This window comes from Gordonia sp. DT30, from assembly GCF_049844915.1.
In the GTDB taxonomy this organism is placed as follows: domain Bacteria; phylum Actinomycetota; class Actinomycetes; order Mycobacteriales; family Mycobacteriaceae; genus Gordonia.
This window is the reverse complement of record NZ_JBNCLY010000029.1, coordinates 30298-44021: the sequence shown is the minus strand read 5'-3', so window position 1 is coordinate 44021 and position 13724 is coordinate 30298. Positions and strand designations below refer to the sequence as shown.

General features: G+C 67.9%; 10 protein-coding genes and 1 pseudogene. 8 read left to right on the top strand and 3 right to left on the bottom strand.

The annotated features are described in order from the left end of the window. Positions 1-414, top strand: a pseudogene (locus ACLQ3C_RS19785) (HNH endonuclease); the annotation flags it as partial. 112 nt (positions 415-526) lie between these two features. Continuing rightward, the gene (locus tag ACLQ3C_RS19780) at positions 527-1750 is read left to right on the top strand and encodes an oxygenase MpaB family protein (RefSeq protein ID WP_425706803.1); all 1224 of its coding nucleotides are present in this window, start codon (positions 527-529) and stop codon (positions 1748-1750) included. Positions 1751-1762: 12 nt separating this feature from the next. Here the strand turns inward: ACLQ3C_RS19780 and fadD1 are convergent, their stop codons facing one another. The 3 genes from fadD1 to ACLQ3C_RS19765 all read right to left on the bottom strand — a co-directional run bounded on the left by fadD1 (position 1763) and on the right by ACLQ3C_RS19765 (position 4966). After that, positions 1763-3358 (bottom strand): fatty-acid--CoA ligase FadD1, encoded by a 1596-nt coding sequence (fadD1, locus tag ACLQ3C_RS19775; protein ID WP_425706802.1) that lies wholly within the window; start codon positions 3356-3358, stop codon positions 1763-1765. Between the two features lie 99 nt (positions 3359-3457). After that, on the bottom strand, positions 3458-3967 hold the full coding sequence (locus tag ACLQ3C_RS19770) for a hypothetical protein (RefSeq protein WP_425706801.1): 510 nt from the start codon (positions 3965-3967) through the stop codon (positions 3458-3460). A gap of 60 nt (positions 3968-4027) precedes the next feature. Further along, positions 4028-4966 (bottom strand): PaaI family thioesterase, encoded by a 939-nt coding sequence (locus ACLQ3C_RS19765; RefSeq protein ID WP_425706806.1) that lies wholly within the window; start codon positions 4964-4966, stop codon positions 4028-4030. A gap of 187 nt (positions 4967-5153) precedes the next feature. Here ACLQ3C_RS19765 and ACLQ3C_RS19760 point away from each other — a divergent pair, with 187 nt between their 5' ends. From ACLQ3C_RS19760 to ACLQ3C_RS19735, 6 genes are read left to right on the top strand one after another with little or no spacing between them, the layout of a single operon-like run. Next, positions 5154-5993, top strand: coding sequence for a TIGR03084 family metal-binding protein (locus tag ACLQ3C_RS19760; RefSeq protein ID WP_425706800.1), 840 nt, complete (start codon positions 5154-5156; stop codon positions 5991-5993). Further along, positions 5990-7729, top strand: a complete 1740-nt coding sequence (locus ACLQ3C_RS19755; RefSeq protein WP_425706799.1) for an acyclic terpene utilization AtuA family protein — start codon at positions 5990-5992, stop codon at positions 7727-7729. The genes ACLQ3C_RS19760 and ACLQ3C_RS19755 overlap by 4 nt, the downstream gene beginning before the upstream one ends. 4 nt (positions 7730-7733) lie before the next feature. After that, entirely contained in the window at positions 7734-8894 is a 1161-nt protein-coding gene (locus tag ACLQ3C_RS19750; protein WP_425706798.1) for an acyl-CoA dehydrogenase family protein, read from the top strand. Positions 8895-8907: 13 nt separating this feature from the next. Beyond that, positions 8908-10506 carry an acyl-CoA carboxylase subunit beta gene (locus ACLQ3C_RS19745; protein WP_425706797.1) on the top strand — a complete coding sequence of 533 codons (1599 nt, stop codon included), beginning with the start codon at positions 8908-8910 and terminating at the stop codon, positions 10504-10506. A 7-nt stretch (positions 10507-10513) separates the two neighbouring features. After that, positions 10514-12553 (top strand): acetyl/propionyl/methylcrotonyl-CoA carboxylase subunit alpha, encoded by a 2040-nt coding sequence (locus ACLQ3C_RS19740; RefSeq protein ID WP_425706796.1) that lies wholly within the window; start codon positions 10514-10516, stop codon positions 12551-12553. Further along, entirely contained in the window at positions 12550-13707 is a 1158-nt protein-coding gene (locus ACLQ3C_RS19735) for an acyl-CoA dehydrogenase family protein (protein WP_425706795.1), read from the top strand. Before ACLQ3C_RS19740 ends, ACLQ3C_RS19735 begins: the two co-directional genes overlap by 4 nt. The last annotated feature ends 17 nt before the right edge of the window (positions 13708-13724 follow it).

Sequence of the window (13724 nt, the reverse complement as noted above, 5' to 3'; positions counted from 1 at the left end):
GATTACGCGAAGGGCGGGTTGACCAACATCGACGACCTCGCCCCGGCGTGTCCGAAACACAATCGGATGGTCGGCGAGAAACTCGGCCAGTACACCACCGGCATCTACCGGGACGGCCCCCTCGCCGGGCGGTGCTGGTGGCGGCGTAACGCCGCCCCCGGTGCCCCACCGCACCCGAAACGGGTCAACAAGCTGCCTGATGTCGGGCCCGACTTCACCGCCGGGCTCGCGAAGGTGCGTGCCAAAATCCACCGGCAACCACCCGACACGGGTAATCCGTTGCCGGACAGCAGTACCGGTGGCTACGACGTCGTCGACATCATCACCCCCGACGACGCCAACACCGACGTGCCTGCTGAACGCTCACCGAGCGAATCGCGCCTTCGCTACCTGCTCACCACCCGCGGACTCTGACCACTCGCAAGAATTTGCAGCCTTTGATCGCGGTTTCCGCGACCAAAGGCTGCAGATTCCCGACGCGGCATTGCCCTTGCCCGCGAATGAGACCAATTGGTAGATTCGTCTCATGACAGCGCTGATGCCGCCGGGCGTATCACCACCGCATCGATTTCGGGCAGCACCGGATCGGGGGCGGCGTATCGGTCGGCCGTTGCGCGTCTACTGGCGGTTACGCGAGCCCACCGAGGACGAATTCGCCACTCTCGGATGGCGATTGATGATGCGTGACGAACCCGCCGCCGCCGTCGTCGCGGCGATGCGACTCCCCAAGGATCATCCGGACCGGGTATCGATGCGCGATGTCCACCACGCCATCGCACACGGCGTCACCGAGACCAGCGCGCCCGCCCTGCGCGACTTCTTCGCCCTCGTCGAGGCGACTCCCGAGTGGGTCGATCCAGAGCTGGTGGAATACGGCGCGCAGGTTTTTCGACGCTTCGGCCGCAATGCCACCGACGTGCTGCTGGCGTTGTCACTGATCGGCGGGTACCGCTTCGGCGGGCCCGTCGACCTGCTTGCCGAAACCGGCGGGCTGTCGCGCAGCAAGGCCAATCGGCGTCTCGGTGAAACACAGACCTGGGCAATCGCTGTCGGCGGGGCAGGCGGGATGCGACGCGGGGGAGACGGCTGGAAACTCACCGTGCATGTGCGTCTGATGCACGCACTCGTCAACGACACGTTCGAGAACAACGGCCGGTGGGACAGCGACGAGTGGGGCCTGCCGATCAACCAGACCGACCTCGCCTCCACGCTGAATCTCTTCAGTGGCGCGCTGATGATGGGAGTGCGCGCGCTCGGCGTACCGGTCGGCGCCGACGAGTCACGCGCGATCATGCACCTGTGGAAATACGTGGGCTGGCTGATCGGCGTCGACGCGGACTGGCTGTTCGACGAGGAACGCGACCAGCACCAGCTCAGCTACGCAATCCTGTTGGCGCAGACCGGCGTCACCGACGCGGGCGGCGAACTGTCGCGCGCGCTCGTCGACGCACAGTCCGAACTGAACTACCGATGGCTCCCGCATCTCGCCGCGACGTACACCCGGGAACGGTTGCTGAGTGTGCTCGAAGGCTTCCTCGGGCCGCATGGTATGCGCGATCTCGGGTTGGCGCAACGTGTTCCATGGTTCTTCCCGATGGCGTGGGTCCGCAACACCATCAGCTATCGGGTGATCGGGAAGTCACCCTTCGGTGGGCGGTATCTCGAATGGCGCGGACGACGCGCCCGCGAACTCGCCACATACCGGCACTTCGGGGCCGCCGACGCCGAGGTCGGTGCGCTGCCGATCTGACCTGCCCGGACCTCAGATCGGGGCGAGGGGCCGCGCGGCCACGCGGTAGGTGCGAGTGCGTGGTTCGCGGACCCACAGCACCCCGTCGCCGGGCGTCGCCCCCTCTTGCTTGAGGTGCCGTTTGACGATCTTGTTGGTGGCGGTGGTGGGCAGGGTTGCCGCGATGCGCACATACCGCGGCCACGCCATGGGCGAGAGGTCCGGTTGCGCGTCGAGGGCAGCGGCGAACTCGTCCGGTCCGAGCGTGGCGTCATCGTCGAGAACCATCGCGGCCATCACCGCATCGCCGACCTGCTCGTCGGGCACCCCGTAGACGGCGACCTGATTGACTCCCGAAACCCGTTGCAGGATACGTTCGATGGGGCCCGCTGTCATGTTCTCGCCGTCGATGCGCATCCAGTCGCCGGTGCGGCCGGCGAGATAGATCCAGTCGTCGTCGTCCTTGTACGCGAGATCGCCCGACCAGTACATCCCGTCCCGCAGACGTTCGCCGGTGGTGGCCGCGTCGTTGTAATAGCCGGTGAACATTCCGGCGCCGGAGGTGTTGACGAGTTCCCCGACCGCCTTGTCGGCGTTGATGAGCGCGCCGTTCTCGTCGAAGCGGGCCCGGGCGCATTCGGTGCCGGTGGCCGGGTCGTACACGGCCACACCGGGAAAGCCCTTGCCGATCGATCCGGCGGGCGTGCCGGGCTCACGGGTGACGATGATCGCCAGTTCGCTGGAACCATAGCCATCCCAGACACTGCAGCCGAAACGCCGCGCGAATTCGGTGATGTCATGGTCGGAGGCCTCGTTGCCGAACGCGGCGCGCAGTGGATTGTCGGCGTCGTCGGCCTTTTCCGGGGTGGCCAGGATGTAGGCGAGCGGCTTGCCGACATAGTTCATGTACGTCGCGCCGTGCCGCCGGATGTCGTCGAGGAAGGTCGACGCGGAGAAACGGGCGGGGACGATGGACGCGCCGGCCGCGGCGGCCACGCAGTAGCCGCCGAGCAGTGCCGCCGAGTGGAACAGCGGCATCGAGAGGTAGCAGACATCCTCGGCGGTGATGCCGAACTTCTCCACGAGCGGCGGACCGGCGAACGGAATCAGCATGTGCGCCAACTGGACCGGCTTGGGATCACCGCTGGTTCCGGAGGTGAAGATGAGCATGAACGGGTCCATGGCGCCGGGCGTGGAGTACGGGACGAGCTCACCGGCGTCCGCCAACCGCGGCTCCCACTCCGGCGCGGAGGTGTCGAATACGGTGACACCGGTCAGGGCGAGGCCGTCGAGGAGGCCGCGATGGTCCGCGTCGGTCAGCAGGATCTGGCAGTCGGCGCGCCGGATGTCACCGGCGAGGGCCTCGCCACGACGGGTGTTGTTGATTCCGGCGGTGACGTAACCGCCGAGCGCGCCCGCGGCGAGTGCGGTGAGCATCGTGGGGGTGTTGCCGAGCAGCGTGCCGATGTGCATGGGACGCTGTGGATCTGCTGCCGCGATGACCGTCGCCGCCAGCGCGCGGGCGTCGGCGAGGTGTTCGCGCCAGCTTCGTTGCGCGCCGTTGTAGGTGATCGCGACGTTGTCGTCGTCGGCGCGTTCGAGGAGCAGTTGGGTCACGGTCTCGGCCATGGCCCCAAATCTAGAACCTGTTCCACGTTTGTGTTGACAGATTCCCAGAATTGTCTAGTCGTGATCCGCCTGTCTCGGTGGGGACGTCGGGCTGCGTGCTCAGCGGGTGAGGGTGGCGGTGCCCGGCGTGAGGGTGAAGGTGTTGCCGCCGCTGCCGAGAACGGTCACGGTCAGCTCGAGGTTGCCCGACCCGGTCGCCAGCCGCGGACTCAGGGCCGGCTTACCGTCCGCGCACGCCGGGAAGGTGGTGTCGTCGGTGGTGTGTGTCGAGGTGTTCTTCCAGGTGATCGACACCTTGGCGTCGCGCAACGAGGTGCCGCACGCGTTGGCGGGCATCGGTTCCAACCAGAACACCGTGGTGTCGGGTCCGGTGGCCGCCGCGGCCAGGGGAGCCACGAAGCCGCCGGTCGGGAGCGCCCCGGAGTGACTGACCCCGACGGTCGGCGTCTGCTGTGCGATGTCGAGGGTCCGGACAGCCGCGGCGCTCGGCTCGGTCGTCTGCGGTGCGGCCGCGGCGGTACCGGCGGTCAGCACGGCGGCGCCGAGCGTTCCCGCGGCTACGCAGCCGGCCGTGAGGGCGCGTCGGCCCGTCAGAATCTTGTGCAACATTGGTAACATCAGCCCCTTTCGTCACACGACGGTACCAGAGGCGACGTACGTGGGGCGACGTCAGCGGAAGTGGATGTCAGCGGTTCCGTCGCTGAGCAGGGTTCCGTCGTGCGCGGTCATCCGGGCCGCGAAGGCGGAGATTCGGCGGCCCGCCTTGGTCGGGGTGACCTCGACGGTCACCGGACCGCCCTGCACGGTAGGGGACCGGAAGAAGCCGATGGACATGTCGGCGACGTGATAGTCGCGACCGGCGCCGGCCTGCGCCTGGCCCGCAAAGGAGAACGCCTGGCCGACGATGGTGACGATGACGCCGCCGTGCATGGTGCCGAAGATGTTGCCCATCCAGGGTTCGGTGGTGACGGTGAGGCGGATTCCGCCCTCGGCGCGGAGTTCGACGACTCCGTTGAGCAAGGTGGCCAGCGGTCCGGGGTCGCGTGTCCCGGCGGCGATCTGCGCGATGATCTCGCGGCCGTCCAGGTTCGACGGCAACGGATCTGGAAGCCGAATGCCGTGCGCATCAGTGCAATTGGGGACGTCAGCGCAATCGGGGGCGTCGGCGAGGCGAGCCGGCCGGGTTGTGTCGGCGGTGCCGCGTCCGACCCGGATGTTGCGGGCGGTCCCGACGCAGCACACGCGGCCGGATTCGGTGCGGATCGCCACGGTCGTCACACCGGTGCGCTCGTCGTGCATGGCGAGCTCGGTGTCGCAGATGAGGCGATCGTCGACGCTCGCGTGGCCCAGCGTCGACATCTGCAGACGCGCCTGCATGCTCATCGCCCCGGCCTCGAGGCCCACCTGATAGAAGGCGGCGCCACCGATGTGGTCGAAGAGCACCCCGAGCGCCGGAAGATCGATCCGTCCACGATGGTCGGCCGACCGCGTACACAGCTGCTGCTGTGCGCGGGCAGTCGTACCCGACACCGTCAGGCCACCGACGTGGAACACCGACAACGGGTCTTCGGCAGCCGTCTCGGTCCTCGACATCTCGGTCCTCGACATCTCGGTCCTCGACATCTCGGTCGCGCTCGGATCGGTCGCCAGCTCGGTCATCGCTCAGTCCTATCACCGGGGACCGGTCGGCGTCCGTACGGCATTCGTCGACTGTGACCCAGGTCGCGAGCCGAACGTGGGAGAAAACAATCAGGCGTGCTTGCTTTTTTGCGCGTGCGATGTGACGCTGATCTCCATGACGCTCGTGCAAGAGGTGGTCGCCGACCTCGCGGCCGAGTCCGGCGAACTCGACGACCTCGTCGCCGGCCTGGATGACGCGGCGTGGGCCGCGCCGACCCCGGCTCCGGGATGGACAATCAGCCACCAGATCGCGCATCTGAGCTGGACCGACAAGGTGTCAGCCCTTGCCGCGACCGACCCGGACGGTTTTGCCGAGGTCCTCGGCGAGGCGATGAACGATCCGGGCGGCTACGTCGACGCGGCGGCCGAGCGGGGCGCCGACCTCGCCCCGGCGGAGCTCCTCGCGCGGTGGCGCTCGGCGCGAACCGCGCTGGGGCAGGCCCTGTCGGCGGTGCCCGACGGCGTCAAGATCCGGTGGTTCGGTCCGCCGATGTCGGCGACGTCGATGGCCACCGCCCGGCTGATGGAGACGTGGGCGCACGGGCTCGACGTCGCCGACGCCCTCGGGGTGTCGCGGCCGGCCACCGACCGGATCAAGGCGGTCGTCCACATCGGGGTACGTACTCGCGACTTCGCCTACGTGGTCAACGGCCGGACCCCACCGCCGGCCCCGTTCCGATTCGAGATCACCGCGCCGTCGGGCGCGTTGTGGACGTGGGGTCCGCCCGACGCCGCCGATGTGGTGCGCGGGCCCGCACTCGACTTCTGTCTGCTGGTCACCCAGCGCCGCGCCCCGGCCGACCTCGATCTGGAGATCACCGGCGACGCCGCACGCGAATGGTCCACGATCGCACAGTGTTTCGCGGGACCGCCGGGTACGGGACGTAAACCGTCCGGCGTAGCCCCCGTATCACCCGGCGAAGCCCCCGTAAAACCCGGAAAGGACGACAGATGACACCCACCCCCGTCCGCATCGGCAACGCATCCGGCTTCTACGGCGATCGCTTCACTGCGATGCGCGAAATGCTCGAGGGCGGCGAACTCGACTACCTGACCGGCGATTACCTCGCCGAACTCACCATGCTCATCCTCGGGCGCGATCGGCTCAATGACCCGAAAACCGGGTACGCCAAGACCTTTCTGCGTCAGATGGAGGACTGCCTGGGGCTGGCCGTCGACAAGGGCGTGCGCATCGTGTCCAATGCAGGCGGTCTCAATCCGCACGGGTTGGCGGTGGCGTTGCGTGAACTCGCCGAAAAGGTCGGCGTCACGGTGAGTGTGGCGTTCGTCGACGGTGACGACCTGCTGCACCGTGCCGAGGATCTCGGACTCGGAAAGCCGTTGACCGCCAACGCTTATCTGGGGGCCTTCGGCATCAAGACGGCGCTCGACGCCGGCGCCGACATCGTCGTCACCGGGCGGATCACCGACGCCTCGCTGACCGTGGGGCCGGCCGCGAGCGCGTTCGACTGGGGCTATGCCGATCTCGACGCACTCGCCGGCGCGGTGGTCGCCGGGCACGTCATCGAATGCGGGGCCCAGGCCACCGGCGGCAACTACTCCTTCTTCACCGAACTCGACTTCACCGGCTCGCCGGGCGCCGGACATCTCGGGTTCCCGATCGCCGAGGTCGCCGCCGACGGGTCGTCGGTCATCACCAAACATCCGGGCACCGGCGGGGCGGTGACCGTGGGAACGGTGACCGCACAGTTGCTCTATGAGGTCGGTGGACCCCGCTATCTCGGCCCCGATGTCACCACGCGCCTCGACACCATCTCCCTGACCCAGCAGGGAACCGACCGCGTCGCGATCAGCGGGGTGCGCGGTGAGGTCCCGCCGGACACCACCAAGGTGTCGCTCAATCATCTTGCGGGAGTGCGCAACGAGATCACCATGATCGTGACCGGGCTGGACATCGAGGAAAAGGCCGAGCTGTTCCGGCACCAGTTCCTCGCATCCCTGTCCGACCCGCCCGAGCAGCTCACCTGGGAGTTGTCGCGTCTCGACCGGTCCGATGCGGCGACCGAGGAGCAGGCGTCGGCGCTGTTGCGGTGCGTCGCACGCGATTCGGACGCCGCCAAGGTGGGCCGCGCATTCTCGTCGGCCGCTGTCAAGCTCGCTCTGGCCAGCTATCCCGGATTCAGCATGACCGCACCACCCGGAAGGGGTTCGCCCTACGGGTTTTTCGAGGCCGGATATGTCGATGCGGTCGCCGTCGAGCATCGCGTGGCGCTGCCCGACGGGGTCGTCGAACGGATCGACCCGAGCCCGCTACGCACCCGCGTGCAACCCGACGAACCGCAGAACCGGGTCCCGGGCGGAGTCTCCCGGGACTCCGAACCCGCGGCGATACTGCCGCTGGGAACCATTGCCGGCGCGCGCAGTGGCGACAAGGGCGGAAGCGCGAATATCGGGGTGTGGGTGCGTGATCCCGAGCACTTCGAGTGGCTCGACGCCACCCTCGACACCGATCTGCTCGCGAAGCTCCTGCCCGAGGTGGCGGATCTGAGGGTGCACCGTCACCGGCTGCCCAATCTCCTGGCGGTGAACTTCGTCATCGAGGGCATCCTCGGCCGCGGGGTCGCCGACAACGTGCGCTTCGACCCGCAGGCCAAGGGGCTGGGGGAGTGGCTGCGTTCGCGGCCGGTCCCGATCCCGATCCGCTTCACCGACACCGGCGGAAGGGGCTGAGCCGGTGCCGATCACCAGCGACATCTGGGATGGTGTGGATCGCCGTGCGCTGCGGGAAACCGTGCACGGCTTCGTGTCCCGGCATATTCTGCCGAACCAGGACGAATGGGAAAAGACCGGCGAGATCCCACGAGAGATACACCGTGAGGCGGCGAAACCCGGCCTGTTCGGACTCGGCATCCCCGAGGAGGTGGGCGGCTCCGGCGGCGACCTCGTCGACGCGTCGATTCTCGGCGAGCAACTGCACTACGCCGGGGCCGCCGGTGGTGTCTTCGCCTCGCTGTTCACGCATGGGATCGCGCTGCCGCACCTGATCGCCGCGGGCGATGCCGTTCAGCTCGACCGGTGGGTGCGGCCGACCCTGGCCGGCGAGATGATCGGCAGTCTCGCCATCACCGAACCGGGTGGCGGCAGCGACGTGGGCCACCTGACGACGCGCGCGGACCGCGACGGCGACGCGTACATCGTCAACGGCGCCAAGACATACATCACCTCCGGCGTGCGCGCCGACTTCGTCGTCACCGCGGTCCGTACCGGCGGCCCGGGTGCATCGGGCGTGTCGCTGCTGGTGATCGAGAAGGGCACACCGGGTTTCACCGTCACCCGCGCACTCGACAAGATGGGCTGGCGATGCTCGGACACCGCGGAACTGTCGTTCGTCGACGTTCGCGTGCCCGCGGAAAACCTGGTGGGCGTGGAGAACTCCGGATTCGCGCAGATCGCCGCGGCGTTCGTCACCGAACGGTCGGCGTTGGCGGTGCAGGCCTACGCCAGTGCGCAACGATGCCTGGACCTCACGCTCGAGTGGGCGCGGCAACGGGAGACCTTCGGCAAGCCGATCATCGCGCGACAGTCGGTGCAGGACACGCTGACCGAGATGGCGCGCCGCATCGACGTCGCCCGCACCTACACCCGCGCCGTCGTCGAGCGCAAGGTGACCTCGTCCGACGATCTCATCGCCGAGGTCTGCTTCGCCAAGAACACCGCCGTCGAGACCGGACAATGGGTGGCCGACAAGGCCGTTCAGCTCTTCGGTGGGCTCGGATACATGACCGGCACCGAGGTCGAGCGGCAGTATCGCGACATGCGGATCCTCGGGATCGGCGGTGGCACCACCGAGATCCTGACCGGCCTGGCGGCGAAACGATTGGGGTATCAGCAGTGAGAGGAATCATCCGGTGACAGCGATCCGTTCGACCCTCGACGTGGCCGACGCAGCGTATCGGGAAAACCGCGACGTGATGCGCGCGAAGCTCGACGAGTTGCAGGCCGAGCTCGACAAGGCGCTGGCCGGTGGCGGCGAGAAGTACGTCGACCGACATCGCAAGCGCGGCAAGATGCTCGCGCGGGAACGAATCGAGCTGCTCATCGACGAGGACTCCGCGTTCCTCGAGTTGTGCCCGCTGGCCGCCTACGGCTCCGACTTCACCGTCGGCGCGTCGGTGGTGGCCGGGATCGGCGTCGTCGAGGGTGAGGAGTGCCTGATCGTCGCCAACGACCCCACCGTCAAGGGCGGTACCTCCAATCCGTGGACGCTGCGGAAGATCCTGCGTACCAACGACATCGCGCTGGCGAATCGGCTGCCGGTGATCTCGCTGGTCGAGTCCGGTGGCGCCGACCTGCCCACGCAGAAGGAGGTCTTCATCCCCGGCGGGCAGATGTTCCGCGACCTCACTCGGCTCTCGGCCGCCGGCATCCCCACCGTGGCACTGGTGTTCGGCAACTCGACCGCCGGTGGCGCCTATGTGCCCGGGATGAGCGATCACGTCGTGATGATCGAGAACGCGTCGAAGGTGTTCCTCGGTGGGCCGCCGCTGGTGAAGATGGCCACCGGCGAGGACAGCGACGACGAATCCCTCGGCGGTGCACAACTGCATGCCCGGCAGTCGGGTCTGGCCGACTACTACGCCGCCGACGAACAGGATGCGATTCGCATAGGCCGGCGCATCGTCGCCCGCCTCAACTGGCGCAAGCAGGGGCCGAGCCCGGCGACGCAGGTGCGTGAACCACGTTACGACAGTGAAGAACTGCTGGGCATCGTGCCTGGCGATCTGAAGATTCCGTTCGACCCGCGCGAGGTGATCGCCCGCCTCGTCGACGACAGCGACTTCGACGAGTTCAAAACCGAATACGGCAATTCGCTGTGCACCGGGTGGGCGCGTATCCACGGCTATCCCATCGGCGTTCTCGCCAACGCGCAGGGCGTGCTGTTCAGTCAGGAATCGCAGAAGGCGGCGCAGTTCATCCAGCTCGCCAATCGGTCCGACACGCCATTGCTGTTCCTGCACAACACGACCGGTTACATGGTCGGCAAGGAGTACGAGCGCGGCGGCATCATCAAGCACGGCTCGATGATGATCAACGCGGTGTCCAACTCGACGGTGCCGCATCTGTCGGTCCTGATGGGCGCGAGTTACGGGGCCGGTCACTACGGCATGTGCGGACGCGCCTACGACCCGCGATTCCTGTTCGCCTGGCCCAGCGCCAAATCCGCCGTCATGGGGGCCGCGCAGCTCGCCGGCGTCATCTCGATCGTGTCGCGCGCGGCGACCGAAGCGCGGGGCGGGGTGGTCGACGAGGCTGCCGACGCGGCGATGCGGCAGATGATCGAGGCACAGATCGAAGCAGAGTCGGTGCCGGCGTTCCTGTCCGGGATGCTCTACGACGACGGGGTCATCGACCCACGCGACACCCGGACGATTCTCGGGCTGACGCTGTCGGCGATCCACGGTGCACCGGTCGAGGGGACGTCGAACTTCGGCGTCTTCCGGATGTGAGGACGACATGAGCAGCATCATCACCCGCGTCCTCGTCGCCAACCGCGGCGAGATCGCCACCCGCGTGTTCACCACCTGCCGGGCCATGGGGATCGGCACGGTTGCCGTCTACTCCGACCCCGACGCCGGCTCGCCGCACGTACGCGCCGCCGACCTCGCGGTGCGGCTACCCGGCTCCACCTCAGTCGATACCTATCTGCGGGCCGACACGATCATCGCCGCCGCCCGTGCCGCAGACGCCGACGCCATCCATCCCGGATACGGATTCCTCTCGGAGAACGCCGAATTCGCCCAGGCCGTGCTCGACGCCGGACTGGTCTGGATCGGCCCGCCGCCGGTGGCCATCGCGGCGATGGGCTCCAAGGTGAACGCCAAGAAGCTGATGTCCGATGCCGGGGTGCCGATCCTGGGGGACATCGATCCGGCCACGGTCGGTGACTCCGATCTGCCGCTGCTCATCAAGGCCTCCGCCGGTGGTGGTGGGCGCGGCATGCGCATCGTCCGCCGCGTCGGCGATCTGACCGACCAGGTGGCGGCGGCACGCCGGGAGGCGGAATCGGCATTCGGTGATCCGACGGTGTTCTGTGAGCCGTATGTCGAACGCGGACATCACATCGAGGTGCAGGTGCTCGCCGACGAGCACGGCGCGGTGTGGACGGTCGGTGAGCGTGAATGCTCGATCCAGCGCCGCCACCAGAAGGTCGTCGAGGAGGCGCCCGCACCGCTCGTGGAGCGGGTCGGCGAGCACATGCGCGAGGAGCTGTATGCGGCCGCACGCACCGCTGTGGAGGCGATCGGCTACACGGGTGCCGGCACCGTCGAATTCCTCGCCGACGAGACCGGCCGGTTCTACTTTCTCGAGACCAACACCCGGCTTCAGGTGGAACATCCGGTGACCGAGCTGACCACCGGCACCGACCTCGTCGAATGGCAGTTGCGGATCGCGATGGGCGAACACCTCGACATCGAACAGCCCCGCACACACGGCGCCGCCATCGAGGTGCGGCTCTACGCCGAGGATCCGGCCGCCGACTGGCAACCGCAGTCCGGGCACGTCTATGCGTTCGATCTTGATGCCGCAACGAGTTTCGGGCCGCTGTCGGGGCCCGGGGTGCGGCTGGACTCGTCGATCGCCGGTGGCTGCGACATCTCCACCTTCTACGATCCGATGCTGGCGAAGGTCATCTCGTGGGCCCCCACCCGCCGACGTGCCGCTGCGATGCTGGCGCGGACGCTGGCCGGTGCCACCATCCACGGTCCGGTCACCAACCGCGACCTGCTGGTGAACATCCTGCGCGACACCACCTTTCTCGACGGCAAGACCGACACCGGATACCTCGATCCCGAGAACCCGGACACCGGGGGGCTCGACACGCTGGCCGCGCCGGTGGCCGACGCCGATGCGGTGCAGCTCGCGGCCATCGCGGCGGCGCTGTCGGATGCGGCCGCCAACCGGGCTGCGGCGACCGTGCTGTCGACGCTGCCCGCCGGGTGGCGCAACATGGCGTCGGGACCCGCACACAAGTCCTACCGACTGCCCGACGACACCGAGATCACGGTGCGCTACCGCAACACTCGCGACGGGATCGTCCTGCCGGATACCCCTGGGCGCTCGGTACTCTCGGTGGACCCGCACGAAGTGGTCCTCGCCGATGAACAGGGTCTGCGGCGGGTGGTGCGGGTCGCCCGATACGACGACGGCGACGGCGTGTACGCCGACGGCCCGGGATGGTCGGTGCGTCTGCGGCGCACGCCGCGCTTCGTCGACCCGGCCGCGGTGGCGCGGCCCGGTTCCCTGCTGGCGCCCATGCCCGGTTCGGTGATCCGGGTGGCGGTGGCGCAAGGCGACCAGGTGGTGGCGGGGCAGCCGCTGATCTGGCTGGAGGCGATGAAGATGGAACACACGATCGCCGCGCCGGCCGACGGCGTGGTCACCACACTCGCGGTCGAACCCGGCCGCCAACTCTCCGTCGGGGACGTCCTCGCCGTGATCGGCCCCGCAATCGACAACGAGGATTCAGGATCAGCTGAGGAGAAGACCGCATGACATTCGTCGAGAGCCCGGAGCGGGCGCAACTGCGCGCCGCCGTCGCCGGATTGGCAGGCAAGTACGGTCAGGAGTACTTCCGCGAATGCGCTCGCGAGGGCCGCAAGACCGAGGAATTGTGGCGTGAGGCAGGTGAACTCGGATTCATCGGCGTCAACCTGCCCGAGGAGTACGGCGGGGGCGGCGCGGGGATGTACGAACTGTCGATCGTGATGGAGGAGATCGCGGCCGCCGGCACCGGTCTGCTGATGCTGGTGGTCTCGCCGGCCATCTGCGGCAACGTCATCGCCCGGTTCGGCACCGAGGAGCAGAAGAAGCGGTGGCTGCCGGGCCTGGCCGACGGGTCGATCACCATGGCCTTCGGTATCACCGAACCCGACGCCGGATCGAATTCGCACCACATCACGACGACCGCCCGCCGCGACGGCTCGGACTGGATCCTCAACGGCCGCAAGATCTACATCTCCGGGGTCGACCAGGCGCAGGCGGTGCTGATCGTCGGCCGCACCGCCGACGCCAAGACCGGCCACCTCAAACCGTCGCTGTTCATCGTGCCGACCGACACCCCGAACTTCGAGTACACGATGATCGACATGGAACTGCAGAACCCGGAGAAGCAGTTCCTGCTCTACCTCGACGACGTCCGGGTGCCCTCGGATGCGCTCGTCGGTTCCGAGGACGCCGCGCTGAGTCAACTGTTCGCGGGGCTGAACCCCGAGCGCATCATGGGTGCGGCGTCGGCGATCGGCATGGGGCGGTTCGCGCTGGGCAAGGCGGTCGAATACGTCAACGACCGCACGGTGTGGAAGACCCCGATCGGTGCGCATCAGGCGATCGCACATCCGTTGGCGCAGGGCAAGATCGAACTCGAGATGGCCAAACTGATGATGCAGAAGGCCGCCACCCTCTATGACGCGGGTGACGATTGGGGCGCGGCGGAGCCGGCGAATATGGCAAAATATGCGGCCGCCGAGGCGTGCGTGAAGATCGTCGACCAGGCCGTGCATTCGCTGGGCGGCAACGGACTCACCACCGAGTACGGGCTGGCACCGATGCTGGCGCTGGCCCGGATCGCGCGGATCGCACCGGTGAGCCGGGAGATGATCCTCAACTTCGTCGCCCAGACCAGTCTCGGTCTGCCGAAGTCGTACTGAGTACGCGGACATGCCCG

Bases quoted from the DNA above. Each gene is read 5' to 3' on its own strand.
- ACLQ3C_RS19740 (WP_425706796.1), top strand. From the start codon at position 10,514: ATGAGCAGCATCATCACCCGCGTCCTCGTCGCCAACCGCGGCGAGATC.
- ACLQ3C_RS19760 (WP_425706800.1), top strand. From the start codon at position 5,154: ATGACGCTCGTGCAAGAGGTGGTCGCCGACCTCGCGGCCGAGTCCGGC.
- ACLQ3C_RS19755 (WP_425706799.1), top strand. From the start codon at position 5,990: ATGACACCCACCCCCGTCCGCATCGGCAACGCATCCGGCTTCTACGGC.
- ACLQ3C_RS19735 (WP_425706795.1), top strand. From the start codon at position 12,550: ATGACATTCGTCGAGAGCCCGGAGCGGGCGCAACTGCGCGCCGCCGTC.
- ACLQ3C_RS19765 (WP_425706806.1), bottom strand. From the start codon at position 4,966: ATGTCGAGGACCGAGATGTCGAGGACCGAGACGGCTGCCGAAGACCCG.
- ACLQ3C_RS19780 (WP_425706803.1), top strand. From the start codon at position 527: ATGACAGCGCTGATGCCGCCGGGCGTATCACCACCGCATCGATTTCGG.
- ACLQ3C_RS19770 (WP_425706801.1), bottom strand. From the start codon at position 3,967: ATGTTGCACAAGATTCTGACGGGCCGACGCGCCCTCACGGCCGGCTGC.
- fadD1 (WP_425706802.1), bottom strand. From the start codon at position 3,358: ATGGCCGAGACCGTGACCCAACTGCTCCTCGAACGCGCCGACGACGAC.